The 25,677-nt window shown below is 71.0% G+C and carries 27 protein-coding genes; 16 read left to right on the top strand and 11 right to left on the bottom strand.

Annotation, left to right across the window (positions count from 1 at the left end; translation table 11 throughout):
- The first annotated feature begins 193 nt into the window (after positions 1–193).
- The 3 genes from EDF48_RS17545 to EDF48_RS17555 are packed head-to-tail and all read left to right on the top strand — an operon-like array spanning position 194 to position 2,006.
- A complete protein-coding gene (locus tag EDF48_RS17545) occupies positions 194–712 on the top strand; it encodes a GNAT family N-acetyltransferase (protein WP_131847592.1) in 519 nt (172 codons plus the stop codon).
- On the top strand, positions 709–1,350 hold the full coding sequence (locus EDF48_RS17550) for an HAD-IA family hydrolase (RefSeq protein ID WP_131881639.1): 642 nt from the start codon (positions 709–711) through the stop codon (positions 1,348–1,350). Before EDF48_RS17545 ends, EDF48_RS17550 begins: the two co-directional genes overlap by 4 nt.
- Positions 1,347–2,006, top strand: a complete 660-nt coding sequence (locus EDF48_RS17555) for a haloacid dehalogenase-like hydrolase (RefSeq protein WP_243650165.1) — start codon at positions 1,347–1,349, stop codon at positions 2,004–2,006. Before EDF48_RS17550 ends, EDF48_RS17555 begins: the two co-directional genes overlap by 4 nt.
- A gap of 6 nt (positions 2,007–2,012) precedes the next feature.
- Here the strand turns inward: EDF48_RS17555 and EDF48_RS17560 are convergent, their stop codons facing one another.
- Entirely contained in the window at positions 2,013–2,579 is a 567-nt protein-coding gene (locus EDF48_RS17560; protein ID WP_131847588.1) for a TetR/AcrR family transcriptional regulator, read from the bottom strand.
- A 91-nt stretch (positions 2,580–2,670) separates the two neighbouring features.
- On the opposite strand from EDF48_RS17560, the gene EDF48_RS17565 reads away from it, so the two are divergent.
- Together EDF48_RS17565 and EDF48_RS17570 are read left to right on the top strand one after the other, a co-directional pair.
- On the top strand, positions 2,671–3,666 hold the full coding sequence (locus tag EDF48_RS17565; protein ID WP_131881641.1) for an amidohydrolase family protein: 996 nt from the start codon (positions 2,671–2,673) through the stop codon (positions 3,664–3,666).
- Positions 3,667–3,673: 7 nt separating this feature from the next.
- Positions 3,674–5,416: an AMP-binding protein gene (locus EDF48_RS17570; RefSeq protein ID WP_243648985.1), complete on the top strand. Its 1,743-nt coding sequence runs from the start codon at positions 3,674–3,676 to the stop codon at positions 5,414–5,416.
- A 37-nt stretch (positions 5,417–5,453) separates the two neighbouring features.
- Here the strand turns inward: EDF48_RS17570 and EDF48_RS17575 are convergent, their stop codons facing one another.
- Positions 5,454–5,840 carry a hypothetical protein gene (locus tag EDF48_RS17575; RefSeq protein WP_123936757.1) on the bottom strand — a complete coding sequence of 129 codons (387 nt, stop codon included), beginning with the start codon at positions 5,838–5,840 and terminating at the stop codon, positions 5,454–5,456.
- Between the two features lie 14 nt (positions 5,841–5,854).
- Complete coding sequence (locus EDF48_RS17580; protein WP_123936758.1) at positions 5,855–6,115, bottom strand: hypothetical protein; 261 nt, start codon at positions 6,113–6,115, stop codon at positions 5,855–5,857.
- 396 nt (positions 6,116–6,511) lie between these two features.
- Here EDF48_RS17580 and EDF48_RS17585 point away from each other — a divergent pair, with 396 nt between their 5' ends.
- Complete coding sequence (locus EDF48_RS17585; protein WP_131847584.1) at positions 6,512–7,393, top strand: hypothetical protein; 882 nt, start codon at positions 6,512–6,514, stop codon at positions 7,391–7,393.
- A gap of 33 nt (positions 7,394–7,426) precedes the next feature.
- On the opposite strand, the gene EDF48_RS17590 is transcribed toward EDF48_RS17585, so the two are convergent.
- The gene (locus EDF48_RS17590) at positions 7,427–8,644 is read right to left on the bottom strand and encodes an MFS transporter (RefSeq protein ID WP_131847582.1); all 1,218 of its coding nucleotides are present in this window, start codon (positions 8,642–8,644) and stop codon (positions 7,427–7,429) included.
- A 102-nt stretch (positions 8,645–8,746) separates the two neighbouring features.
- Here EDF48_RS17590 and EDF48_RS17595 point away from each other — a divergent pair, with 102 nt between their 5' ends.
- The 4 genes from EDF48_RS17595 to EDF48_RS17610 all read left to right on the top strand — a co-directional run bounded on the left by EDF48_RS17595 (position 8,747) and on the right by EDF48_RS17610 (position 11,548).
- Positions 8,747–9,598 (top strand): SDR family NAD(P)-dependent oxidoreductase, encoded by an 852-nt coding sequence (locus EDF48_RS17595; RefSeq protein WP_131847580.1) that lies wholly within the window; start codon positions 8,747–8,749, stop codon positions 9,596–9,598.
- Positions 9,599–9,678: 80 nt separating this feature from the next.
- Positions 9,679–10,458: a hypothetical protein gene (locus EDF48_RS17600; RefSeq protein WP_243650161.1), complete on the top strand. Its 780-nt coding sequence runs from the start codon at positions 9,679–9,681 to the stop codon at positions 10,456–10,458.
- Positions 10,459–10,493: 35 nt separating this feature from the next.
- Positions 10,494–10,979 (top strand): luciferase family protein, encoded by a 486-nt coding sequence (locus tag EDF48_RS17605; protein WP_243692500.1) that lies wholly within the window; start codon positions 10,494–10,496, stop codon positions 10,977–10,979.
- 26 nt (positions 10,980–11,005) lie between these two features.
- Entirely contained in the window at positions 11,006–11,548 is a 543-nt protein-coding gene (locus EDF48_RS17610) for a cysteine hydrolase family protein (RefSeq protein ID WP_131881645.1), read from the top strand.
- A 94-nt stretch (positions 11,549–11,642) separates the two neighbouring features.
- On the opposite strand, the gene arr is transcribed toward EDF48_RS17610, so the two are convergent.
- A complete protein-coding gene (gene arr, locus EDF48_RS17615; RefSeq protein WP_131847576.1) occupies positions 11,643–12,053 on the bottom strand; it encodes an NAD(+)--rifampin ADP-ribosyltransferase in 411 nt (136 codons plus the stop codon).
- A gap of 98 nt (positions 12,054–12,151) precedes the next feature.
- Here arr and EDF48_RS17620 point away from each other — a divergent pair, with 98 nt between their 5' ends.
- The 3 genes from EDF48_RS17620 to EDF48_RS17630 all read left to right on the top strand — a co-directional run bounded on the left by EDF48_RS17620 (position 12,152) and on the right by EDF48_RS17630 (position 14,532).
- A complete protein-coding gene (locus tag EDF48_RS17620; protein ID WP_131847574.1) occupies positions 12,152–13,084 on the top strand; it encodes an ABC transporter ATP-binding protein in 933 nt (310 codons plus the stop codon).
- On the top strand, positions 13,081–13,944 hold the full coding sequence (locus tag EDF48_RS17625; protein WP_131847572.1) for an ABC transporter permease: 864 nt from the start codon (positions 13,081–13,083) through the stop codon (positions 13,942–13,944). The genes EDF48_RS17620 and EDF48_RS17625 overlap by 4 nt, the downstream gene beginning before the upstream one ends.
- 108 nt (positions 13,945–14,052) lie before the next feature.
- Positions 14,053–14,532, top strand: coding sequence for a hypothetical protein (locus EDF48_RS17630; protein ID WP_131847570.1), 480 nt, complete (start codon positions 14,053–14,055; stop codon positions 14,530–14,532).
- Here EDF48_RS17630 and EDF48_RS17635 read toward each other — a convergent pair whose 3' ends face one another.
- Entirely contained in the window at positions 14,533–15,132 is a 600-nt protein-coding gene (locus EDF48_RS17635) for a dihydrofolate reductase family protein (protein WP_123294920.1), read from the bottom strand.
- A 106-nt stretch (positions 15,133–15,238) separates the two neighbouring features.
- Between EDF48_RS17635 and EDF48_RS17640 the strand changes: the two genes are divergently transcribed.
- From EDF48_RS17640 to EDF48_RS17650, 3 genes are all read left to right on the top strand, one after another.
- Positions 15,239–17,137 carry a family 43 glycosylhydrolase gene (locus tag EDF48_RS17640; RefSeq protein WP_131881647.1) on the top strand — a complete coding sequence of 633 codons (1,899 nt, stop codon included), beginning with the start codon at positions 15,239–15,241 and terminating at the stop codon, positions 17,135–17,137.
- A gap of 117 nt (positions 17,138–17,254) precedes the next feature.
- The gene (locus EDF48_RS17645) at positions 17,255–18,688 is read left to right on the top strand and encodes a GAF domain-containing serine/threonine-protein kinase (RefSeq protein ID WP_165932458.1); all 1,434 of its coding nucleotides are present in this window, start codon (positions 17,255–17,257) and stop codon (positions 18,686–18,688) included.
- Between the two features lie 496 nt (positions 18,689–19,184).
- A complete protein-coding gene (locus EDF48_RS17650) occupies positions 19,185–19,403 on the top strand; it encodes a PLDc N-terminal domain-containing protein (protein ID WP_131881650.1) in 219 nt (72 codons plus the stop codon).
- 272 nt (positions 19,404–19,675) lie between these two features.
- Here EDF48_RS17650 and EDF48_RS17655 read toward each other — a convergent pair whose 3' ends face one another.
- The 5 genes from EDF48_RS17655 to EDF48_RS17675 are packed head-to-tail and all read right to left on the bottom strand — an operon-like array spanning position 19,676 to position 25,677.
- The gene (locus EDF48_RS17655; protein ID WP_131881652.1) at positions 19,676–20,158 is read right to left on the bottom strand and encodes a tetratricopeptide repeat protein; all 483 of its coding nucleotides are present in this window, start codon (positions 20,156–20,158) and stop codon (positions 19,676–19,678) included.
- Positions 20,155–22,116, bottom strand: a complete 1,962-nt coding sequence (locus tag EDF48_RS17660) for a DUF6807 family protein (RefSeq protein WP_131881654.1) — start codon at positions 22,114–22,116, stop codon at positions 20,155–20,157. Before EDF48_RS17660 ends, EDF48_RS17655 begins: the two co-directional genes overlap by 4 nt.
- Entirely contained in the window at positions 22,113–23,795 is a 1,683-nt protein-coding gene (locus EDF48_RS17665; RefSeq protein WP_131881656.1) for a hypothetical protein, read from the bottom strand. Before EDF48_RS17665 ends, EDF48_RS17660 begins: the two co-directional genes overlap by 4 nt.
- Positions 23,795–24,706 (bottom strand): carbohydrate ABC transporter permease, encoded by a 912-nt coding sequence (locus EDF48_RS17670; RefSeq protein ID WP_243698135.1) that lies wholly within the window; start codon positions 24,704–24,706, stop codon positions 23,795–23,797. The genes EDF48_RS17665 and EDF48_RS17670 overlap by 1 nt, the downstream gene beginning before the upstream one ends.
- On the bottom strand, positions 24,703–25,677 hold the full coding sequence (locus tag EDF48_RS17675; protein WP_207895555.1) for a sugar ABC transporter permease: 975 nt from the start codon (positions 25,675–25,677) through the stop codon (positions 24,703–24,705). Before EDF48_RS17675 ends, EDF48_RS17670 begins: the two co-directional genes overlap by 4 nt.

The following is a 25,677-nucleotide window of genomic DNA, read 5'->3' on the forward strand; positions in this document are numbered from 1 at the left end:
GGTGTCGCGCTCGGCGCGGCTGCTGTGTGCGCGCCGAACACACCCTGGTGCAGGGTGGAGAACCAGCAATGTGCGGCTGGTGAGCGCTCCGGGTGGTTCCCGGTCTGTGCAGGTGATTCGGCGCCCTGCCCCAAGTCGATTGGAATCCGTTCGGACGAGTTTCGCCGACGGCTGTCTGTCCTACGCTCGGTCCATGCAGGGGATAACGATCCGACCGACGACCGAAGCTGACTGGGAAGCCGTCCGAGCGCTCCGCCTGGAGATGATCCAGGACACCCCGATGGCTTACGCGGAGCACCTGGCGGACGCCGAGCACCTCGACGAGACCGAATGGCGTGCGCGGGGTCGCCGCGGTCAGGACGTCGGGGGGACCTCGCTCGTGGCGATCGACGCCGAAGGCCGCTGGGTCGGTGCGATGGGGTCGTTCATACCCGACGCCGCGACCGGACCGTTGCTGGTCGGGGTGTACGTCGCACCGTCGCACCGCGGCCGTGCGGCCGGCGTGACCGATGCGTTGCTCGACGCCATCGAGTCGTGGGCTTCCGGCCACGGCGCCACGCTCCGACTCCACGTGCACGAGCGCAACCTCCGGGCGCAGGCCTTCTACGCGCGACGTGGGTACGAGCTGACCGGGGCGACCGAGCCGTACGTCCTCGCGCCCGACGAGCGGGAGCTCGAGATGATCCGTCGACTCGACGGGATCTCCGCATGACCGGCGGTGGGGTGCGGTGGCTGCTGCTCGACGTCGGTGGCGTGCTCGAGATGGTCGACGACGCGGCATGGCCCGGGCAGTTCCGCACGCGGTGGGCGGCTGCGTTCGGCATGACGGACGAGGAGTTCTCCTCGCGGTTGTCGGACGCCGACCTGCCCGATGCCGCGCGACGGACCGGGGTCGACGACGAGTACTGGGGGAAGATCGGCGCCGCTCTCGGCGCCTCGGCCGAGGTGCTCGCGTCGATGCGAGACGACTTCTGGGACGCGTACTGCGGCTCCTTGAACGAGCCGCTCTTCGACTTCGTCGCCAGTCTGCGCGGGACGGTCGCGCTCGCGATCCTGTCCAATTCCGGTGACGGCGCCCGTCAGGAAGAGGAGCGACGATTCGGGTTCGCGGCCGTGTTCGACCCGATCTGCTACAGCCACGAGATCGGGGTCACGAAGCCGGAGCCAGAGGCCTTCCGGATCACGCTCGATCGGCTCGCTGCCGCGCCCGCGGATGTCCTCTTCGTCGACGACGTACCGGAGAACATCGAGGCTGCGCGGGCGGTCGGGATCCGGGCGCACCTGCACGTCGAGACCGCAGACACGATCGCAGCAATCCGCGCGGCGATGCCGGAGGATCGGGAGCAGTGACGGAGCCGGTGCGCGGCATGGTCTTCTTCGACGTCGACGGGACGCTCGTGTCGACCGGTTCGAGCAGCAGTCATCTCGCGGAACGATTCGGGCACCAGGACGCGCTGGACGAGGCTGAGCGTCGGTACGCCGACGGCTCGCTCACGAATCGACAGGTGAGCGAGATCGATGCCGCGGGCTGGCGCGGCGCATCGACGACGACCGTGGACCGCTGGCTCGACGACCTACCGGTGCTCCCCGGTGTGGAGCTCGTGGTGGCGTGGTGCCGCACGCACCAGGTCGTCCCCGTGCTGGCGTCGCTCGCGTGGCAGCCGGTCACTCGGTCGCTCGCGCGGCGGTTCGGGTTCGTCGCGCACGGCGGACCGCGGGTCGGGGTCACGGGTGGCACCTACGACGGGGCGGTGGCGGAGCACTTCGACGAGTTCGACAAGCGAGACCGTGCGCTCCGGTACGCGCTGGCCCGTGGCGTGCCGATCGAGCGGTGCTGTGCGATCGGGGACAGTCGGTCGGACATCCCACTCTTCGAGGTGGTCCCCGCGGCGCTGGCTCTCAACGCGACCGGAGCGGCCAGGGCGGCAGCATCGACCGCGATCGACACGGCGGACCTGTCGGACATCGTGCCGTGGCTCGAGACGTGGCTGAACAGTCTGGACTGACCCGGCTCAGCGAGTGGATGCCCCGGCCTCCGTCGTGAGCGACTCCACCCAGCCCTGCGCCGCGCGGAGCAGGTCGTCACGTGACGCGCCTTCGAACGCGCTGAGGCGCAGGAAGTGCTGCGTGATCGTGATGCCGAGGATGCCGCTCACGGTCATCAACGCCCGCAGCCGGGCGTCGTCGCCGTCGAGAGAGCGCGCCAGGTTCTCGACCCGCTCGTCGAGGTAGCCGCGCATGGTGTCCGCCGCCTCGGGAACCGTCAGCATCGACCGGACGAGCGCGGCCGTCTCGGCGGGGAGCGCGTCGAACCGGATGCCCAGGACGTCGAGCAGGTGGTCGGCCGCCGCACGCTCGCTCCCGCCGTCCGACGTGGCCGGCAGCTGCACGGCGGTCGCGAACAGTGCCGCCTTCGACCCGAAGTGCTGCATCACGAGCGACGGATCGATGCCCGCTGCTGCGGCGATGCTCCGGATCGTCGTGCCCTCGTACCCGTTCGCACCGAACTGCCGCCGAGCGGCTGCGCGGATGCGCTCGGCGGTCTGTGCGCGTTTCGCGTCGCGTGAGGTCTCGGCCATGCGTCCGACTCTACGGCGTTGAGCGAGGTGTACGGTTCACTCAACGCCGATGAGCGAACGCATCGGTGCACGACCTGACGGAGGAACCCCGATGACCCTGATCGCGATCGAAGAGCACTGGAACCACCCGGCCCTGACGGACGCCGTCAACGCCCTGCCCGACGACCGCCGCGACCCGAGCACGGCGCTGGACGAACTCGGCGACAACGGCGAGCTGCTCCGTGACCTCGGTGACGCCCGGCTCGCAGCGATGGACGCGCAGGGGATCGACGTCCAGGTGCTGTCCCTTGCGCCGCCCGGAGCGCAGCCGCTCGATGCCGCGGACGCGATCCCGCTGAGTCGGCAGGCGAACGACATCGCGATCGCCGCGGTCGCGGACCACCCGGACCGGTTCCGCGCGTTCGCGACCCTGCCGATGGCCGACCCGGACGCTGCCGTCGCCGAACTGGAGCGCACTGCCGGCCTCGGTTGCGTGGGGGCGATGGTCTACGGGCGGACGGGCGAGGTGCAGCTCGACGACCGCCGGTACGACGACCTCTTCGCCGTCGCGGCGTCGCTCGGGCAGCCGGTCTTCATCCACCCGCAGATCCCGTCGAAGCAGCTGCGCGAAGTGGCGTACGAGGGGTTCGAACCGATGGTCGAGCTCGGATTGGCGACCTTCGGGTGGGGGTGGCACCTCGAGGCGGCACGCGCGGCACTGCGCCTGATCGTCGGCGGCACCTTCGACCGGCACCCGGACCTGCAGGTCGTGCTGGGCCACTGGGGCGAGCTGCTGCTCTTCTGGCTCGACCGCGCGGACAGCCTGTCGCGGATCGCCGGGCTCGAGCGGACGGTGTCCGACACCGTCCGCTCCAACGTCCACATCACCAGCTCGGGCATGCTCAGCCACACGCTGCTCCGGCACGCGCTGGACGTCACGACGACCGATCGGCTGCTGTTCTCCACCGACCACCCGTTCCAGCGACCCTCCGCCGCCGAGATCGACACGTTCCTGCAGCAGTTCCCCTCGGACGCGGCCCGCGACGCGTTCACGTCGGGGAACGCACGTCGGCTGTTCGGGATCGGCGACCAGAAGGATGCGGCATGATCGGTCCGTGCCCAACCCGAACGTGACCGCCGCGTACCGCGCTGCCCGTGACCAGTTGCTCTCCGCAGAGTCCGCCGATGCCGCCCGCGCCGCCTTCCGGTGGCCGGACCTCGGCGACACCTTCAACTGGGCGGACGACTGGTTCGACGTCATCGCGGCCGGGAACGACCGCATCGCGCTCTGGATCGTCGACGCGGCCGGCTCGGAACAGCGGCTCAGCTACGCGGAGATGGCCGCCCGGTCCGACCGTTTGGCCGTTCGCCTGCACGAGCACGGCGTCCGGAAGGGCGACCACGTGCTCGTCATGCTCGGCAACCAGCTCGAGCTGTGGGAGACGATGCTCGCGGTGATCAAGCTCGGAGCGGTGATCCTGCCGACGTCGACGATGCTCGACACCGCCGACCTGCAGGACCGCGTCGACCGCGGAGCCGTCGCACACGTCGTCACGAACCGCAGCGAGACCGCGAAGTACGACGACGTCCGCGGGGAATTCTCGCGCGTGGTGATCGGCGGCACGGCGGACGGGTGGACGGACTACCCGTCGGATCTCGGCGAACCAGCGCCCGCGGGGGAGTCGCGACCGGTCGTGGTCACCAAGACCGCCGATCCCTGCCTCGTCTACTTCACGTCGGGCACGACCTCGAAGCCGAAGATGGTCGTGCACACCCAGACGTCGTACCCGGTCGGACACCTCAGCACGATGCACTGGCTCGGTCTGCGGCCCGGAGACGTGCACCTGGCGATCAGCTCACCGGGCTGGGGCAAGCACGCCTGGAGCTGCTTCTTCGCGCCGTGGATCGCCGAGGCGACCGTCTTCGTCCACGACACCCCGCGGTTCGATCCGGCCGCGCTCCTCGCCCAGCTGGAGTCCGCCGAGGTGAGCACGTTCTGCGCACCGCCCACCGCCTGGCGGATGATGCTCCAGTCCGATCTCGGTGCGCGCCCTCGGGCACTGCGCGAGGTCGTGTCGGCCGGAGAACCGCTGAACCCCGAGGTCATCGACCGCGTCGAACGCGCTTGGGGTCTGACCATCCGCGACGGCTACGGGCAGACCGAGACCACCGCGATCATCGGCAATGCCCCCGGCAGCGCTGTGACCCCGGGGGCGATGGGCCGCGCGTTGCCCGGTGTGACCGTGACGCTGCTCGACCCGGTCACCGGGCAGCCCGGCGACGAGGGCGAGGTCTGCCTCGACCTCGACGAGCGACCGGTCAACCTGATGGCCGAGTACCTCGGTGACCCCGACCGGACCGCGGCATCGATGCGTGACGGCTTCTTCCACACCGGCGACATCGCGGTGCGGGACGCCGACGGGGAGCTGACCTTCATCGGTCGGACCGACGACGTGTTCAAGTCGTCCGACTACAAGGTGTCACCGTTCGAGGTCGAGAGTGCCCTGCTGCAGCACCCCGCCGTGGCAGAGAGCGCCGTCGTACCCGCGCCGGACGACGCCCGGCTCAACGTCGTCAAGGCGTACGTGACGCTCGCCGCCGGGTTCGACGCGACGGCGGAAACCGCCGAACAGGTGCTCGCGTACGCGCGGACCGCACTCCCGGCGTACGCACGCGTGCGTCGGGTCGAGTTCGCGGAGCTGCCGAAGACCATCTCGGGCAAGATCCGGCGCGTGGAGCTGCGGGAGCGCGAGGAGCGTGCGGCCGCAAGTGGCACGCCGATCGACGGTGAGTGGCGCGACGAGCAGTTCCCCGAGCTGCGCGTTGGCCGTCCAGCCAGGCCGTCGATGGAGGCCTGACTGCCGGGTTGGCCCTGACGGCCGGAGTCGCACGGGATCAGCCTTGACGCTGACACTCCGGAAGGAGTGCGTCAAAGGCTCCCGCCTCGGCTTCGCGCTTGATCCGTCCGTGGTAATCGCCGGCAGGGATGGCGCCAGTGGTGATGCTCGAGGTGCGTCCGATGGCCTCAGCGTCCGCGCACACGGCGACGATCACGCCGCCTTCGCCATCCGGTTCGGCCCCTCCGATCAAGTCGCCTTCCCGGTGGAGGATCTGCTCGGTGAGGTCGTACCATGCGTACGACCGACCCGAGGGGACCTGCTCGGTGGCCAGCGCGACGCTCTTGCCGATGAGATCGGTGGTCGCGACGTCAGGAGCGGAAGTGCACCCTGACAACCCGAGCAGTGTGGTCACGATCGCAACGGAAACGAGAGTGATGCGCATGCGTCCTCCTTTAGCTAGAAGCTCCTGATGTCGCAGGAGACGCGTGCGCTGCCAGGATTGAACGCGTACAGCCACTTCGACGTGCCCGACACGTAGTCCTTGCCAGCGCCGGTGATGTGCTTCTGGATCTTGTACTTGTAGCGAACGCCGACCGGGTACGCGACGAGTTGCTTGCCCTTGGGGACCTTCCGCTTGCTGCAGGTCACCGAGACGCTCTGGGTGGTCGAGGCGCTGATCTTCAACTGGCCAGCAGCCCAGCCGCGAGAGGCGCCCAAGTCGAGTCCGATCGTGCGGTTGGCCGTCCTTCCGCGAGTGAGTGAGCAGTCCATCGCGGCGGTTCGTGATCCACACGATGCGAGTTTCTGGGAGCCTACGTGGCTTCCAGTCGACGTCTTGCTGATGATCTTGTGGTAGCTGCCCCACGCTGCTCGAGCGTCCTGTGCGCCCGGTTTCTCCGCCGCGGTCGCCGGACCAGTGGCGCCCAGCCCTGACACTGTGAGCGCGACGCCGATCACTCCCCCGAGGGCAGACTTCGTTTTCAGCCGAACAGACATTGATCTCCTGAAGTTTCAACTATCAAATACTGCGTAAGAGTTTGGCGTGCTTCACCCTTGTCCCGCAACTCGAGTCGTCAGTCGACCCACGATCGCGTGGGTGTCTAGGCTCTGCACGTGGAACTGATCACCGACGTCTCCCGCGGCACCTGGCTACTCGCCCGGGCGGGTGTATTCGCCACCGTGGGCGGGACAGTCGGAACCGGCTTCGACGCCTACGCGCGCATCCTCCATCCGGTGTCGGCGGACCGAGGGGACCGTTCGATCGTGGACGAATGGGACGACCACTCCGTCCTCGAGTCCGCCCGGTGGCGGTGGTCCGACGTCGCGTCGCGAACGGGCGGCATCGCGCACCCACTCGTCCAGTGGCGGAGCCTGACCGGCCGGACCGACGAGTCCGACCTGGTGTTCGAGGACGGATGGCGCGTCCACCCGCCCGAGGAAGGCTGGTTCGAGCCGAGCCTGCTCGCTGCGCTCACCGAGCACCTGGCCGAGGCCACGTCGACGCCGGACGACCTGGTCGCAGCGGTCTGGGACGGGTGGGGTGAACTGAGCGGTGGTTCGGCGCTCGCCGTCGGTTGGCAGGGTCCGGACGAGCCGACTGCGGAGGAGATCGAGTCGATGCAGCGGTACGTCGTCGAGCAGCAAGCAGTGCACGACGGAGAACAGGCGGCGATCCGCGCCGCACTCGCCGTCGAGCTCTTCCCGTGGCCGCACCGCGAGTGCTGCCTCCTCTCGATGACCCTGCCGCAGCTCGCCGACCCGACGTGGCTGGACCGCGCTCGGATCGGGACGGTCGTCGACCTCGCCCACACCCCGCAGATGCTCTGGCCGGAAGACCACTCCTGGGTGCTCGCGTCGGAGATCGACTGGGACTCGACGATCGTCGCCGGGTCACGTGCCCTGGTCGACGCGGTCTTGGCCGACGACCGGTTCGAGGCGTTCGCGGTCGACGAGGACAGCGACCTGACGTGGGGCGGGGACCTCGTCAACGGTTGAACCGTGGCGGCCGTCTCGTCCGTCGGCCGTCCGCTAGAGCCGAGCGGGGAACGCCGAGCGCCGACCGACCAGGGTGAGCACCGCAGCGACCGTCCCGAAGACGATCATCACCACGGCCAAGACCAGTCCGTCGAACACGGTCAACAGCGCGGCTCCGAAGATCCCGGCGACGAAGATCGCGATGTTGAACGCGACGGGCAGGAAGGCGCTGGCGACGTCGGCGTTCTCCCCACCTGCCGTGGTGAGCGCCGCCTGCAGCTGCGTCGAGGCGCCTCCGAAGCTGACACCCCACAGGACGGCGGCGACGAGGACGGCGACCGGCGACGCGTGGCCGACGAGCAGGACGACCCCGGTGACGACGAACAGTCCGACGCTCAGGTGCAGCAGCGGCCGGGGATGCCGGTCGAGGAGCGCGCCCGTGACCACGACGCCGAGGATCGCCGCGATGCCGTAGACGAGGAGGACGAGCCCGGCGCTGAGGTCGGTGCCGGTCACCCGCAGGTACGGGGAGATGTAGGTGTAGATCGTGTTGTGCGCGACCATCCACGTGGCGATGACGGCGAGGATGATCGCGATGCCGCGGATGCGGAACACCCTGACCACGGAGAGCTTCGCAGTGCCGGTCTGGCCGGGTGCGTCCGGCACGAACGCCGCGATCAGCGCGAGTATGACGACCCCGACGAGGCTGAGGCCGATGAACGACCAGCGCCAGTCCAGGGCGGTGCCGATGAACGACCCGAGCGGTGTGCCGAGCGCGAAGCCGACGGGCGCACCGGTGGAGACGATGGCGAGGGAGACGCCCGCGAACCGGGCGGGACTGATGCGCCGCGCGTAGGTGGCGAACATGCCCCAGATGATCCCGGAAGCCGCGCCGGCGACGAACCGCGTGACGAGCGCGATGGTCACGTTCGGGGCGAACGCGGTGAGGGTGTTCGCGATGATCAGGACGGCGATGGCCGTCGTGATCAACGGCTTGCGGCGCAGGCCCCGCGTGAGTGCGATCGCCGGCACCGTGACGATGACCGTGCCGATCGCGTAGGCGCTGACGAACAGTCCGACCGTGCCCTCGGACGTCCCCATGCCGTCCGCGATGACCGGCAGGAGGCCCGCGGGCATGGTCTCCATGGCGACGAGCACGAACCCGATCGCCGCGAGCAGTGCGAGCGGGAACCACGGCAGCCGGTCGTCGGCAACCAGAGTGGTCGACGGAGCCGACGGAGCCGACGGGGTCGTGGTCACGAGGGGGTCCATGTCCCTGACGCTAGGGCGGCTCGAGCGTCGGGAGGGAGGTTCTGCTCGACCCCGTTTCGGCAGAGCCTCACTCGTTGCGCGGAAGTGGTCTTCGCTGGGAGCATGACCGAACCCCAGACCTTCTTCATCACCGGGACCAGCCGCGGCATGGGCACCGAGTTCGCGCGCGCCGCCCTGGACGCCGGACACCACGTCGTCGCGACCGGGCGGGACCCGGAACGTGTCGTCGCAGCGGTCGGCCAGCACGACGAGCTGCTCGCCGTCGCGTTGGACGTCACGGACGAGCGCACCGTCCGGAGCGCGGTCGAGGCAGCGATCGAGCGGTTCGGCCGCATCGACGTCCTGGTGAACAACGCCGGGAGCTTCCAGGGCGGGTTCTTCGAAGAGGTCTCCGCGGAGCAGTTCCGCGCGCAGATGGAGACGAACTTCTTCGGTGCGATGAACGTCACCCGCGCGGTGCTCCCCGTCATGCGGGCGCAGGGCTCCGGTCGGGTCATCAGCATCAGCTCGACCGCCGGCATCGTCGCCGGTGCCGGTGGGAGCGCGTACGCCGCGTCGAAGTTCGCGCTCGAGGGGTGGATGGAAGCGCTGCACGACGAGGTCCTGCCGTTCGGCATCCACACCACGGTCGTCGAGCCCGGCTTCTTCCGGACCGACCTGCTCGCGGAAGGCAGCTCCACCTTCTGGGGCGACGTCCACCTCGACGACTACCGGTCCTCGTCGGACCAGACCAAGGAGTTCTTCCGCGGCATGGAGGGCAAGCAGAGCGGCGATCCGGCGAAGCTCGCCCGGACGCTCCTCGCCCTGACCGAGATGTCCGCACCACCGGTGCGCCTCGTCGCCGGTGCCGACAGCGTCGAGGGGGTCGTGCGGAAGGCGCAGCAGCTCATCGAGCAGGCGCGGGCGTTCCCGGAACTGACCACGTCGCTCGACCTGGACGACCAGTCGCGCTGAGGCGGCCGACCGGGTAGCACCCGGGACACAGCGCGCCGATCCGGCTCCGGCGTGCAGCCCGCGGCAGCGAGACTGGGCCGGTGCGCTCTCGTCTCGTCATCGGACTCCTCGTCGCCCTCGCCTGCACCGTGCCGCTCACCGCGTGCTCGGCGGCCGAAGGACTGGCACGCGACGCGCTGCGGTCCGGTGGATCGGGCGGCTCCGAGACGGCGGTGTGTCCGAGCGGCGAAGCGCCGGCACCGGGGGCAGCGAATCCGGACCCGACACCGGACCCGACCCCGGCGCCGACGCTCGACCCCGCCGTCGCGAGCCAGGTGCGCACCGCCCTCCGACAGGTCCGTGCGCTCCCGGCCGTCGCCGAGGCGACGCAGACGACCACGAACACCCCCAGCTCCGCCCCGGACCCGACCTGCTCCACCCGGTGGGTCACGTCGAACCACTTCGCATCGCGGTTCACGGTCACGATGGACCCCGACGCGACCCCGGCTCAGGCTGGAGCCGTCCCGACGACGATGGCCACCGAACTGGCGTGGACCGGCGTCTCCCTGACGCTGACCGTGCCGGCGGACGAGGGGCACATCGCCAGCACCGTCCACTACGACGGCACGTTCGACCAGCAGATCCCGATCTCGACGTCCACTGCGGTGGCGCAGGGACTGGCGACCCTCGCCGCGACCCCGCACGTGACCGGGCTCGAGGCCTCGATCCCGTACACGATGCGCGTCGACTACGGCTCGCTCGTCATCGGCGTGGACTCGGAGGACCAGGGCATCCTCGACCGCGTCCGCGCCGTGATCGACACGACGGCCTTCGCGGACACGACGCTGCACGGCGCGTTCGGCAACGGCGCGAAACCGTGACCCGCGGCGGCGGAGCGCGCCGGTAGCGTCGAACGGTGATCTCCACACCTCGCCCCGGTGTCCGCCCGTCCGTGTCCGACGACGGGCCACAGCGTCAGCTCACTGACCGCGCGACCCCGGAGCGGTGGGGACGACTCGTCGCGGACGCACTGGCACTACCGGACGTGGTCGAGGGGCACAGTCAGGTCTCGCCGGCGTCGTCGCGCGCACTGTTCCTCCGCGACCGTGCCGACCACGTCGTGCCGTGGACGTCGCTCGCTCCCGATGGGCGCCTCGAACCCGTGCACCTGCACGGTGTCGATGACACCTCGGTGCACCTGTGCCTGCCGGCGGCGCGCGGCGTCGAGCTCACCGCTCTCGGGTGGGCGACCCCGCACCAGTACGAGGACCACGGCACCGAGTTCCTCGTCTACGGGCCGCGCGACGACCACGAGGTGGACATCGTGCTCTCGATCATCGCGGAGAGCCTCGCCTTCGCCCGCGATCCCGGCGACGAACAGCCCGGACACGGCCCGGCCTGAAGCCCGCCGCCCGCCATACTGAACCGATGACCCGCGCGCTGCTCCTCGTCGACATCCAGCTGGACTACTTCCCGGGCGGGGCCTTCCCCCTCGTCGAACCCGAGGCCGCTGCCACCGCGGCCCGCACCGTGCTCGACTCCTCCCGCGCCGCCGGCGACCTGGTCGTGCACGTCTTCCACGTGTCCACCGACCCCGACGCCACGTTCTTCGTGCCGGGCACGCCGGGCCTCGACTTCCACCCGTCGGTCGCGCCCGTCGATGGCGAGCCGGTCCTCGAGAAGCACGAGCCGAACAGCTTCATCGGCACCGGACTCCAGGAACTGCTGACCGACGCCGGAGTCGACGAGGTCACGATCGTCGGGATGATGAGCAGCATGTGCATCGACTCGACGACCCGGGCCGCGCACGAACTCGGCTTCACCGCGACGGTCGTCGCCGACGCGTGCGCCGCGCCGGACCTGACCTCCGGGAGCGTCACCGTCCCGGGTGCGAGCGTCCACGCCGCCTTCATGGCGGCGCTCGACGGCAGCTTCGCGACCGTCACGACGAGCGACGCGCTCAGCCGCTGACGTCCGCAGGGCGCGTTCGGGGCCCTGAGACCAGGGCGAAGCGGACGGGAGGCCCGTGGCGGCCCCGCCCCGCGCCTCCCGTCCGCCAGCCGGCTCAGTTGATGATCTCGCCGCGCTCGTTCGCGCGCAGTGCGGCCAGGCGCTCGTGCCAGAGGCGCAGCGCGTCGGGCGTGAGTCGGGGCCAGTCGGTGACCTCGCGGACGATCCGCACCGGTTCGGTGCTGCGGTAGGACCGGGTCGGGTTGCCGGGGAACTTCTTGTCGGTGACGTTGGGGTCGTCCTCGTACGGACCGGTCGGCGCGACCTCGTAGACCCGCGGTTCGGCGTCACCGGCGGCGAGCTCGGCCGCGAGCCCGGCGCCGTCGGAGACCGCCGTGAAGTAGACGTGGTTCATGACCACCTCGGGGCGGTAGTTCGACCGGAAGCCTGCGGTGAGCACGTCGCCCGGCTCGAGGTCGGCCTTGGTGCCGTGGAAGAACGGTCCGTCGTCCTGTGCCTGCTTCACGGCGACAGGCTACGCCGAGCGGGTCCGCCCCCAGGCACCTGACACATCCCCCTTCCGACGGACGCGCCGCCGGACACCGCTGCAATAGCGTGGCCGCCGTGATCGAAGTCAGCCACCTCACCAAACAGTACGGTCCGAAGACCGCCGTGGACGACGTCTCGTTCGTCGTCCGACCCGGCAGTGTGACCGGCTTCCTGGGGCCGAACGGCGCCGGGAAGTCCACCACGATGCGCATGATCATGGGCCTCGACCGGCCCACGGCGGGGAGCGCGACGGTGAACGGCCAGCCGTACACGACGTTCCGCGACCCGCTCCGACAGGTCGGTGCCCTGCTCGAGGCGAAGGCGGTCCACTCGGGCCGCAGCGCCTACAACCACCTCCTCTCGCTCGCGGCGACCCACGGCATCCCGAAGGCCCGCGTGCACGAGGTCATCGACATGACCGGCCTCGAGTCGGTCGCGAAGAAGCGCGTCGGCGGGTTCTCGCTCGGCATGGGGCAGCGTCTGGGAATCGCTGCCGCACTGCTCGGCGACCCGAAGACCCTGATCCTCGACGAGCCCGTCAACGGCCTCGACCCCGACGGCGTCCTGTGGGTCCGGCAGCTCGCCCGCCGGATGGCCGCCGACGGTCGCACCGTGTTCCTGTCCAGCCACCTGATGAGCGAGATGGCGCAGACCGCCGACCGCGTGGTCGTGCTCGGCCGCGGCAAGGTCCTCGCCGACGCCCCGATCGCCGAGTTCGTCGCCGGTGGGGGAGTCGCACCGGGCACCGCTGGCGGTGGCAGCCGGGTCATCGTCCGGACGCCGTCGCCCGACCAGCTGTTCCAGGCCATCGGCCCGAACGCGACCGTCACCCCGCGCGAGGACGGCACCTTCCTGGTCGTCGGTCCCGACGCACCGACGGTCGGCAACATCGCCGCCCAGGCCGGGGTCGCACTGCACGAACTCACCCCGACCGGCGCGAGCCTGGAGGAGGCCTACATGGCCCTCACCCGCGACGACGTCGAGTACCGATCGGAGGGCACCCGATGAGCGCCACCACCCCGCCCGTCACCCGGACACACTCGGCTTCCGTGCCGGACTCGGTCCGCCTGTCGTTCCCGCACCTGGTCCGCAGCGAGTGGATCAAGCTCCGCAGCATCCGGTCGACGATCTGGTGCTTCGCGATCCTGGCCGTGTTGACGATCGGCATGGCCGGGCTGCTCGGCGCCTTCGTCGACCTGCCCGCGAACTCCCCGCAGGACGTCGCGAACGGCAGCTTCGTGAGCATCAACACCACGGGCGTCTCGCTCAGTGCGCTCGTCGTCGGTGTGCTCGGCGTGCTCATCATCACCGGCGAGTACGGCACCGGTCAGGTCCGCTCGACCTTCACCGCTGACCCCCGTCGCACGGGCGTGATCCTCGCGAAGGCGACCGTCCTCGCGCTGACGACCTTCGTCGTGAGCGTGGTGTCGACCTGGATCGGCGTGGTGCTGTCGGCGCTGCTCCTGGCCTCCGACGGCACGAGCCCGCAGATCGGCGACCCGTCGGTGTTCATGCCGATCCTCGGCTCGTCGGTGTACGTGACGCTCCTCGCGCTGCTCGCCTACGGCATCGGGCTGTTCGTCCGGTCCAGCGCCGGTGGCATCGCGATCACGCTCGGCATCCTGCTCGTGCTGCCGGTGATCCTGTCGCTCGTGGCCGGGCTGCTGAACGCCGAGTGGATCGGTGACGTGTTCAAGTTCCTGCCCGACCAGGCCGGCAGCCAGCTCTTCGCGTACTCCTACGACGGCCAGGAAGCCAGTCAGGACGACATCGTCCTGAACGGCTGGGGCGGCTTCGGTGTCCTGGCGGGCGAGGTGCTCGTCGTGGGTGCACTCGCGTTGACGGTCGCACGTCGACGCGACGTCTGACCCGACTGACTGCGCACGCGTCCTGCGACGTCCCACCTGTCGATCGACAGGTGGGACGTCGCTCGTTGCACACGCATCGACTGACCCAGGCGTAGCTAAGCTCGCACCGTGCGACACCTCCCCGCCCTGGTCCTGCCGGCGCTCGCCGTCATGGCCCTGCTCGCCGGCTGCACGTCGGCGCCGCCCGTCGACGAGCAAGCGCTCGCCAAGTGGAAGACGCAGCAGGAGGCGAGGACCGAGACCGAGGATGCGGTCCTCGGGGTGCTGAGCGCCGACACGAGCCCCGGCGACGAGGACCCCGCCCATCTCGAGCCCGGCGTCCGCGTGCAGTTCCCGGACTCCCGGACGATCGACCACCTCGAGTTCTCCTGCTACGGCAACGGGCACATGCGTGGCATCGTGCGGACGGTGCTGCCGGGCGGATCGCAGAGCATCGAACTCGATCCGATGGACTGCCGCGACAGCCCGCACCAGATCGAACTGTCATCGAGCAAGGACGTCGACAGCGTCGCGTTCAACGACTTCGACAGCGACCGGCCGAGCGCCTGGCGACTCGTCATCTTCGGTCCAGGGCCCTCGGGGGAGTGACTACCGCAGCACCTGGTAGCGGTGCAGCGTGACACCGTTGTGGTACTCCCGCTGCTCGAGCAGGTCCAGCAGCACCGGCGGTCGCACGCCCGTCGCCGGCGGGTCGAACAGCGGCCGACCGGCGCCGAGCACCGCGGGGTGCGTGTAGAGCAACAGCTCGTCGAGCAGCCCCGCGTCGAGCAACTGCGTCGCGAGGTTCGGGCCGCCGACGCCGATGTCGCCCTCCGACTCCTCACGCAGGACGGCGAGCTGCGCGATGGCGTCGTCGCCCCCGATGACCCGGGTGTTGTGGTCGGCGCTGGTCCGGGTGCGCGAGACCAGGACCTTCGGCTGGTCGGTCCAGACCTCGCCGTACTCGCGCATGAACGCCGGCATCGACTCGTCGGTGCGGGCGTCCGGCCAGAACGGGTCCATCATGTCGCGGACGACCCGCCCCTCGACGGACAGGGTCATCGCCGCGGCGCGGGCGTTGAACTCACGGTGCAGCGGCTCGTCGATCCGCATCCACTCGGGCCCCTCGACGTCGCCGAGTTCGCCCTCGTCACGCTCGACGAAGCCGTCGATCGACACGTTCATCCAGTACACGAACCTCGCGGGCATCGCTGACTCCTTCGTCGCGCGGAACCGGACGGAACCGTCCCGGTCCGCTGCCCGCGAGCGTACGCTCGCGCACGCAGCCCTTCCTCGACGATGAGAGCAGGACCCCGTGCGCCGAACAGTCGCAACCATCCTCGCCGTCGCGACGCTCACGGCGGTCGCGGCCACGGGCCTCCCGGTCGGCCCCGCCGCGGCGTCCACGCCCGTGGCGGACCGGACCACCGGACACAGCGGCTCGGGACACGGCGCGGCGGCGCCGACCCACCGGAACCCGGTCGCGCTCAGCCTGCCCGACGGCGAGACGGCGGCGAGCTGCGCCGACCCGACCGCGATCCGCGGCGTCGGGCGCGACCGCAACTGGTACCTGTACTGCACGACCGACGCGTTGACGGCGACGGAGCAGAACGCCGACGGGTCGCTCGTGCAGCACGGTGTGCCGACCTACCGGTCGACCGACCTGACGCACTGGACGTACGTGAACGACGCGTTCCCGACGCGACCGGCGTGGGTGGGGTCCGCCAACGGGATCTGGGCGCCGGACGTCGTGTACCGCGCGGGCGACCGCGGTCGCGCGGGCACCTGGTACCTGTACTACGCCGCGTCCGACACGCCCTCGGCATCGGCACCGACCGGCGGGGGATCCGCGGTCGGCGTCGCGACGAGCTCGAGCCCGACCGGTCCGTGGAAGGACTCCGGCGGCCCGGTCGTGGCACCGCAGACCGCCGCGAACGGCACCGGGGCGCGCTGGGCGTTCGACCCCGAGGTCATCACCGACAAGGGCACCACGTACCTGTACTTCGGCAGCTACTTCGGCGGCGTCAACGTCCGCACGCTCAGCGCCGACGGACTCCGCTCCGACCCCGCGAGCGAGCGGCAGATCGCGATCGACAACCGGTACGAGGGCGCGTACTTGATGCGCCACGACGGCTGGTGGTACTTCACGGGCTCCGCCACGAACTGCTGCAACGGCGCCCTGACCGGGTACGGCGTCTTCGTCGCCCGGTCGCGCAGCCCCCTCGGACCCTTCACCGACCAGGACGGGGTGGCGATCACGAGCACCCGGGTCGGCGGGACACCCCTCCTCGCGCAGAACGGCAACCGCTGGGTCGGCACCGGGCACAACACCGTGGTCACCGATCTCGCCGGCCAGGACTGGATCATCTACCACGCGGTCGACCGCGGCGACCCGTACTACGCGGGGCAGCCGACGTACACGAAGCGGCCGGCGCTCATCGACCCGCTCGACTGGCGGCACGGCTGGCCCGTCGTGCGGGGCGGGGCGGGACCGTCCGACACGGTGCAGCCGGGGCCGGTCGCACAGCCGGGACAGCGTGCGACCTACCGGGCGACCACCGCACCCGTCGACGTGCCCGGACGCACCATCCGCGCGCTGTCGACGTCGTTCGACGGGACCACGCTCCCCACGGCGCTCCGCTGGACCCGCGAACCCGACCGCTCGACCTGGACCGTCGGCGGCGGCACGTTCCGCTGGCAGACACAGGACGCCGACATCCACCCACCGGCGACGCCACTCGCCTCGGTCCTGTCCGAACCGGCGCCGCAGGGCGACTACGTGCTCCAGACGACCGTCGCGGTGGACACCCCCGCCACCGGCGACGGCGTGAACTACGTGCAGGGCGGACTGATCGTGTGGGGCGACGACGGCGACTACGTCCGGCTGACGTCGAACTCGATCTTCAACACCCGGCAGACGGAGTTCGGCAAGCAGGTGTCCGGGCAACCGGCTGGGGCGCCGAGCTACGGCAACACGGTCGTCGGACCGGTCGGGGACACCACCACGCTCCGGATCGTGCACCGGGTCGCCGGCGGGGAGCACCGGTACACGGCCTACACGAGCGTCGACGGGCGGCACTTCGTCCGAGGCGGGACCTGGACGGCGGACCTCGGGAGCGCGCCGAGGATCGGGCTCATCTCGCTCGGCGGTGCCGGGTTCACGAGCACGTTCGAGGACCTGCGGGTGAGCACGGTGGCGACGCACCGGCGGTGACGGTCTGACGTGCCGCGCACGCCGGCGCCGTCCATCCGGAGAACGCCGCGGGCCCCCACGATCCCCGTCGGGATGGGAGGATGCACCGACGCCTGCCCGCACCGAGAACGAGGTTCGATGAGTCCGACCGAGGACACCCAGTCCGCGGCCCCACTGCTCGACGGGCGCTACCGACTCGAACACGCCATCGGCCAGGGCGGCATGTCCGTCGTGTACCGGGGCATCGACGAGAGCCTGCACCGCCCCGTCGCCGTCAAGGTGTTCCACGCCGGCACGGTGGACATCGCCCGGCAGGAGGCCGAACTCGGCGTGCTCGCCTCGCTCGAGCACCACAACCTCGTCAGCCTGCTCGACACCGGCGTCGTCACCGGCCACGACGGCACCCACCAGCGGTACCTCGTGATGGCACTGGTCGTCGGCCAGGACCTCGAGGAACGCCTCGCCGTCGGCCCGCTCGCCTCCCGCCACATCGCCGAGATCGGCTACGACATGGCCGAGGCGCTGCACTACATCCACAGCCACGGCGTCGTGCACCGCGACATCAAGCCGTCGAACATCCTGCTCGTCGACTACGGCCACGACTCCGACCGTGCCCGTGCGCGGCTCACCGACTTCGGCATCGCGCTCGCCGCGGGCGTCGAACGCATGACCGCCGACGGCGTCACCACCGGCACCGCTGCCTACCTGAGCCCCGAGCAGGCCCGCGGCGGTGACGTCGGGAGCCCGAGCGACGTCTACTCGCTCGGCCTCGTGCTGCTGCAGTGCTTCACCCGCCGCCGCGAGTTCCCCGGCTCGCTCGTCGAGTCCGCGGTCGCTCGGCTGTCCCGTGACCCAGTGGTGCCCGAGCCACTGCCCGAGCACTGGAAGCGGCTGCTCCGTGCGATGACCGCGCAGGACCCGGCCGCGCGCCCCGCCGGCGCCGACCTGGTCGCGATGCTGCGCGACGTCGTCATGACCGAGACCGCCGGCACCGACCACGTCGTGGACACCACGGCCGCGGCTCCGACCGCCGTTGCCGGTGCGCCGCGAGCCGACGCCGACACGGCCCGCCCGGCGACGCTCGACACCCTGCCCGACGAGGCCCTGCACCGCACCACCGCGATGGCCGCCCGCCTGTTCGACGCGCCCATCGCCCTGGTCGAGGTGCTCGACGAGGACCGCGCCTGGTCGCAGTCGTACATCGCCGAGGGCGTCGACGAAGCAGCGCGCAACATCAACTTCGGCAACGGCTTCGCGCCCGTCGCGGTCCCCGTCGTCATCCCGGACGGGTCGATCCACCCCGACATGCAGCACAGCCCGCTCGTCACCGGTGCGCTCGGCATCCGGTTCTACGTGAGCGTGCCGCTGGTGCGGCACGACGGTGTTCCGATCGGGACCCTCGCGGTGCTCGACACGAAGCCGCGGCAGGCGACCGAGGCCGACCTCGCCAACCTGCACGACCTGGCCGCCCTCGCCGTCACGCAGCTCGAGATCCGGCAGGAGTCGCTCCGCACGACGAGCGACTCGCTGCCGGTCGCGCAGGCGGTCCCGCAGGAGGGCGCGCGGCCCTAGACAGTCGCCGCTGACGGACGGGAGGCCCGGTGCGGGCCCGCCCCGCGCCTCCCGTCAGCCCCGCGGTCGCGCCTCGTGCGTCGGCCCCGCCCACGGGCGGCTGCCTGCCCGCCTGCCCGCGCGCGTCCCGCCGGGCTGCTCGCTCGCCCGGTCGGCCTGCTCGCTCGCCCGGTCGGCGCGCGCTGGACGCCGAGCGGGCGAAATACCGGGGTTGCGCGCCCCGCGACCCGGGCATTTCGCCCGCTCGCGGTCGCATGCCGCAACTCGCATGCATCCGGTGGAATATGAGTGCCCGCTCGCGCGAGCGGGCGAAATGCCGGGGTGAGGAGCTGACCGGCCGGGGTATTTCGCCCGTTCGCGGGAGTGGCGAGACATTGCGGGTGCGGGAACGGTGGCGCGGTGACACCTGGACGGGAGGTGGCGTGGGCGGCGGCGTCGGCCCTACTGTCGGTTCGTTGCGCGGCAGCGGCCGCCACGGAGGGATCGCACTGTGTTCATGGACCTGTCCGAGTCGCACGTGTTCGTGCTCCTGCTGATGCTGGCCCTCGAGGTCCTCGCGCTCGTGCAGGTCTGGCGTGACCGTCGGCGCACGCTCGTGGTCAAGGTCCTCTGGACGCTCGTGATCCTCGCACTGCCGGTCATCGGCGTGCTGTGCTGGGCCGTCAACTGGCTGCTCGGCAAGGCTGTAGAAGCGCTGCAGCGACGGAACGCCTGACCGCCGATCCCGGCTGATCGGGCACTGCCCCTATCGGTTCAGACCGTGCAGGCGCATGCTGTGCGAGGTAACGGAACCCGAATCCGCAAGTGGTCGAAGCACGATCGGCCCGTGGGGAGGGAGCGCCTCTCTGGGCCTCAGTCGAGCGTCGACGCTTCCTTCCTGTCCTGCCCCGCAGCTCGTCCCGCCGCGATTCGGGTGTCGCGACCGGACGGGGAGGGACGTCCGCGTCCCCGCGAGCCGGGTCGTCACCGCCGCCCGGCTCGTGCAACTCATTCGGTGAGGGCCGCCGCGTAGGCGCGGACCGAGCGGTGGTAGCGGGGGAGTGTCGGTTCGACGGCCTCGATCGCGACACGGAGCGCCTCGTCGTGACGGCCCGCACTGTGCAGGGCGAGCGCGAGGAACACCTTCGGCGCGGCACCGGTGGACGGGTGTTCCGGGGCGTCGCGGAGCATCGCGATGGCCTCGTCGACGCGGTCGAGGTTCCGCAGGGTCGAGGCGTGCTGCACGACCATCTGCGCAGCCCGGGCAGGATCGACGTGCGCGAGTCCCGCTGCGGTGGCGGCTGCGTAGTGGACGTCGGCCTCGGCCTCGTGGCCGCCGGAGTCGTTCGCGCCGCCGAGCTCGAACGCGCCGAGGGCCGGGTGCGGCGCAGCGTCGGCGAGTTCGCGCATGCGGTCGATGCGCTGCTGGTCGTCGATCGTGTCGTCGGCCCAGAGTGCGGCGACGCGGGCTTCCCAGTCTGCGGTGCTCATCGGTCCAGCGTATTGCCGCCCGGCGTCGCACCGTCGGCGATCGTCGCTCCGTCGTCCACCGTCGCGCCGTCGGTGATCGTCGCGCGGTAGGACCGGACGAGCGGGACACCGGGGTGCACGAGCGCCGGCGCACGCCAGGCGAGGGCCGAACCGATCGCCGGGTACTCGGCGGCCCGGACGAACCAGGGATCGCGGTGGTCGAGCGCTTCGAGCCGGATCGTCGCAGGCGCTCCCTCGAACACCGCGGACCACTCCACCCAGGGCGCGACCGAGCCGTGCACCGCCGCCTCGCCCTGCGCGTCAGCGGTTCGGACGACCACGTCGGTGCAGTCGGCGAAGCGCCAGAAGAACCCGCCGTACCCGGCACCGATCCGGCCGTTGCTGCCCGGACCGCCGAGGTGCACGACGGCGTCGCCGGGGGTTCGGAACGACGACGACCAGGTCAGTTCCCACCCGGAGTCGACGGCGCGCCAGGCGAGGGTGCGGTCCTCGTGCAGGACGACCGTGTGGTCGGGCCCGCGCCAGACGAGTTCCTGGACCGTGCCGCCACCGTGCGGAGCGGGGTGCTGCTCGGCGCGCACGACGTCGACGCGGCCGTGGTCGTCGCGCCACACGTAGCCCGGACCGTGCACGTAGGTGCGGCCGCCCCAGCAGTTCACGCCGTCGACGTCCGGGATCGCGACCCCGACGCCGCAGTGCCAGTCGTGGTCGGCCGGGTGGTCGGCGCTCAGGAGGGTGCCGCCGAGGGTCCGCACCGGGTGCAGGTACGGACGCGGCGACGAGGTCGCGATGGTCCCGGAGCCGTCGAGTTCCGTGGCCACCGGGGCCCCGTCGACGCGCAGGACCTGCAGCACCTCGTCGCGGGCGGTGTGGGCCCAGGGCGCGCCGACCTCGGAGAACAACGCTCGTGCGTCGGCGGCGCGGTCGACGATCGCCTCGACGTCGGCGACGAGCGGACGACGGGCAGGCCCCTCGCCCTCCCACGTCACCCAGGGGTGGTCGATGCGGACGGGCTCGGCGACACGGACGGCCTCGAGCACCTCGACGAACGCACCCGTGGAGACCAGGGGGACGAGCAGTTCGTCGCCGCGGGACCGGTGGGCGAGCAGGTTCTCGAGCAGGTCCGTCCGGCCGACGGTCCGAGTGGTGTCGCCGACGGTGACCTCGTCGGCCGTGTAGTGCAGCACGGCGTTCCCGGCGGCGCCGCGGACCCGAACGGTCGGCAGGACCTCGGACGGAGCGCAAAGGGTCAGGGCGGCGGTGGCTTCGAGCCCGGCGCTGGTCGTGACCCGGACAGCCGAGGTGTCGTCGCCCTCGATGTCGTTCGCCCGGAACAGCTCGACCTCGACGCGCCTGACGTCGGACGCCCGACGGCAGCCGACGAGCGCCAGGGCCGTCGCGACCGCGTGGGCGAGCGGGTTCGTCACCACGCCGTCGAGGACGTCGACGCCCTGGACCCGACGCCGACCGGCCCACCCGGAGCGGTCCCAGTACGCCTGGTTCCTCGTCCACGTGCCGACGGCCGCAGCGGACCGGACCGAACCGACGAGCGACCCGTCACGGAACGCCGGCAGCGCCTCGGACCCGAGGCTCTGGAACCCGACCTGCACGACGCGGCCGGTGCGCTGCTCGGCGTCGAGCAGGGTGTCGAGCGCGTCGCGGGTGGTCACCGGGGGCTTCTCGAGCAGGACGTCAGCACCGGCCTCGAGGGCAGCGAGCGCCAGCGGCAGGTGCGCGGCGATCGGGGCAGCGATGACGACGACGTCGACCGGGCCGTGGTCGCGCGCTGCCACGACGTCGGCCACGACGACCGCCCCGTCGTCGGTGCTGGTGCCCAGCGTGGGGTCGACGACAGCGGTCAGCGTGCAGACCCCCGCGGCGACGAGCCGGTCGATGTTCGCCCGGTGGTGCAGGCCGTACCCACGCGCACCGACGAGCACCACGCCGGGGAGGGTCATCGAGCGGTGCCGATCACGATGCGCGTCGTGCCGGGGGAGCGCCCGGTCACGTGGACGTGCTCGCCGTCCGGTCGGTCGGTGCCGCCGAGGAACGCGTAGTCCTGTCCGGGCGCGTAGAACGCCGGCTGGGTCGGGCCGCTGCCGTTGCCGGCCCCGAAGGACACGGCGTCGTCGCCGACACGGTAGGTGCCGGTCCCGTCGGCGAGGACGGTCTCCCCGGTCGCGGCGTCGGTGCTCACACCGGTGAACGTACCCCCGCCGCGGAAGGTCAGCTGGAGCGACCACGGCACGTCGGCGGCCTCGGTCGTCACGTCGAGCGAGACCGCGTCCGGCGTGGTGGTGACGTCGACCGTCGTGGTGAGGGAGACGGTGTCGGCCGCGCGCGCACCGAAGGACATCGACGCCGAGAACCGGCCCTCGTCACCGAGCGTGTACGCGCCGTCGGTCCGTCGAGCCGCGGCGGGCAAGGGCTGGTGGTAGCCGGCGGACACGGTCTCGACGAGTCGGTACCGCCCGTCGCCGAGGGACTCCAGCGACGTCGGACGGAACGGTCCGAGCCCGAAGAACTCCCGCGACAGCCGGACGTCGGACAGCACGACCGAGCCGGCGAACACCCGCAGGAACGTGGGGCTGTTCGCCAGGCCCGATCGGACGTGGCCCTGGGACGGCACGTCCGACCCGGCGAACAGGACGACGCTGCGGTCCTGTTCGCGGACGTGCACGAGCCGGGCGTCGGCGAAGGAGTGCACGGCCGGTTCGAGCGGCGCACCGACGGGCAACGGGCGGGCGAGCAGCGGATCCGTCATCGCGCGGGCTGCGACCGCGCCGGGCTGCCACGTCTCGGCGACGGCGGCCCGGGCAGCGACGGCGGCGAGGTCGGCGCGGTCGTCGAGCACGGCCAGGTGCCAGAGCAGGGGAGCGAACGCGCCGATGCCGAACGCCTGCGACTGGTCCTGGCGGCGGGACTGGACGGTCTCGACGGTGTCGTCGGGCAGCAGCAGCGCGAGGGTGGCGTCGAGCGACCGGCGGACGGGGTCGAGCAGCTCCGGGCGGTCGAGCACCGAGGCGAGGACGAGGAACGACGGGCACGAGACGGCCGCCGCGTAGTTCGGGCTGCGCTCGGACCACAGCCCGTCGGCGTCGATGTCCGCGCCCTCGGCGAGCCACTCCTCGATCCGCTCGACCAGCTCCGGTGCCGGGTGCAGTCGGTGGATCCGGGCGAGCGCGGCCGAGACCTCCCACCGGTGGTTCGGCGTGTGCACGCCACCGGTGAGCAGCGCCGGCGTCGCACGGTGCACGATCCGGTCGAGGTCGTCGGCGAGCACCGCGGCAGCCGGGACCGACGCCCGGTACGGCGCGAGCAGTTCGAGGGCGTCGCAGACGTCGTTCACCGTGAACGCCGAGTCCGGCGGGGAGAGCACGTTGTCGCCGCCGACGAACGTGCCGCCGGGGGACTGCCGGGCCGCGAGGTGCCGGACCCAGCCGTGCGCGGTGGCGAGGTCGTCGTCGGGAAGGCGACCCGGGCCTCCCGTCCGCTCGTTCCGGACCCACGCCCCGACCAGGGTGAGGGCACGCGCCATCAGTTCCCGGTGCTGCAGCGCAGCCGGATCGTCGTCGGCGAGCCGGAGGCGCGCGACGGCGCTGTCCGCGGCCGGGCCGACCGCGTCGAGGAACCCCATCAGTCCTTGAGTCCCGCGTTGAGGTCCGCGCCGTTCACGTACTTCTGGAACACCAGGTAGATGAGCACGAGCGGGATGATCGAGATCACCGAGGCGCCGAGCAGGACGGTCCAGTTGACGTTCTCGGCCCCGACGATGCTCTGCAGTGCGATCTGGATCGTGAACTGGTGCGGGTCGTTGAGCACCAGCAGCGGCCAGATGTAGTCGTTCCACCGCCACTGGAACGAGAAGATCGCGAGCGTCAGCATGATCGGCCGGGAGATCGGCAGCATGATCCGCCAGAAGATCCCGAACTCGCTCGCACCGTCGATGCGCGCGGCCTCGACCAGGTCGTCGGGCACGGTGATGAAGAACTGCCGGAACATGAAGATGCCGGTGGCGGTGATGACCGACGGCACGATGATGCCGGCCAACGAGTCGTACATGCCGAGGTCGCGGATGACGATGAACGTCGGCGCGAGGATGACCTCGGTCGGCAGCATCGTCGTCGCCAGGATGCAGACGAAGAAGACCTTGAGCCACTTGTTGTCGTACTTCGCCAGGGCGTACCCGGTGGCGGCGCTCGCCAGCACGGTGAGCACGGTCGTGACCAGCGCGACGATGACGGTGTTGCCGAAGTAGCGGGCGAAGTCGTAGCTCGCCCACGCCTCGGTGAAGCCGCTGACCGACCAGTTCTTCGGCAGCAGGGTCAGCGGGTACGAGAACAGCTCGCCGCCGGGCTTGAAGGCGCTCAGCACGAACCAGAGCACCGGGAAGCCGAAGGCGATGATGAAGACCCAGAGCAGGGCGGTGGCGGCGATGGCCTTCGGACGGGGCGGGCCGTCGAGGCGCTTGGTCGTGCCCTTGCCCTTGCTCTTGGTCGTGTTGTCGGTTGCGGGTGCGCCGGGGGTGCTGGGCAGGGTGGCGGTCATCGACGGGCCTCCGTCCGACGGTTCACGGCCAGCTGGATGAGCGCGATGGCCATGAGGATGAGCATGAGGACCATCGACGCCGCGCTCGCGTAGCCGATGTGGGCGTTCTGGAACCCGTTCGTGTAGATGTACTGCACGAGCAGGTTGTTGTCGGTGCCGGGTCCGCCGCCGTTGAGCGCCTGGATGGTGGCGAACTCCTTGAACGCCCCGAGCGACGACAGCAGGATCACGATGAACGACGTCGGCGCGATGCTCGGCAGCGTGATGTACCGGAACTGGTGCCAGGCGCCGGCCCCGTCGAGGGACGCCGCCTCGTAGTACGACTGCGGCACGTTCCGGATCGCGGCGACGAACAGCAGCATGTTGAAGGCGGCGCCGGCCCACGCGGTGGCGAACACCACCACGAGCAGCGACAGGTCGGCGTTCGACTGCCACGGCACGGCCTTGCCACCGAGGGACTCGATGACGAAGTTCGCCAGGCCGAAGTTCTCGCCGAACATCCACCGCCAGATCACACCGGTGACGATCGGGGAGATGAGCCACGGCACGAAGAACACGATGCGGGCGACGCTGCGGCCCTTCGCCGCCGGGCTCGTCAGCATCAGCGCCATCGACAGTGCGAGGACGAAGCCGAGCGGGACGGCGACGATCGCGTAGAGGAAGGTGCGCCCGAGGGCTGCGTAGAAGGTGTCGTCGGCGAACAGCTCGAAGTAGTTCGCCAACCCGATGAACTTCGGGTCGACGACGCCGTTGTAGTCGGTGAACGAGTAGCCGAGGCCGATGACGGCCGGCCACACGAAGAACACCACGAACAGGACGGCGTTGACGCTCACGAACAGGATCGGGGCGAGGACGGGCTTGCTGACGCCGGAGCGGCGGCGCTTCGTCGTCTTCGCGGCTCCGGGCCGACGGGGCGGCACCGGGGTGGGGACGGCGGTCTGCACGTCACCGGCTGCGGTGGGGATGCTCAC

Origin of the sequence: Curtobacterium sp. PhB191 (assembly GCF_004346515.1) — a bacterium.
Taxonomy (GTDB): Bacteria; Actinomycetota; Actinomycetes; order Actinomycetales; family Microbacteriaceae; genus Curtobacterium.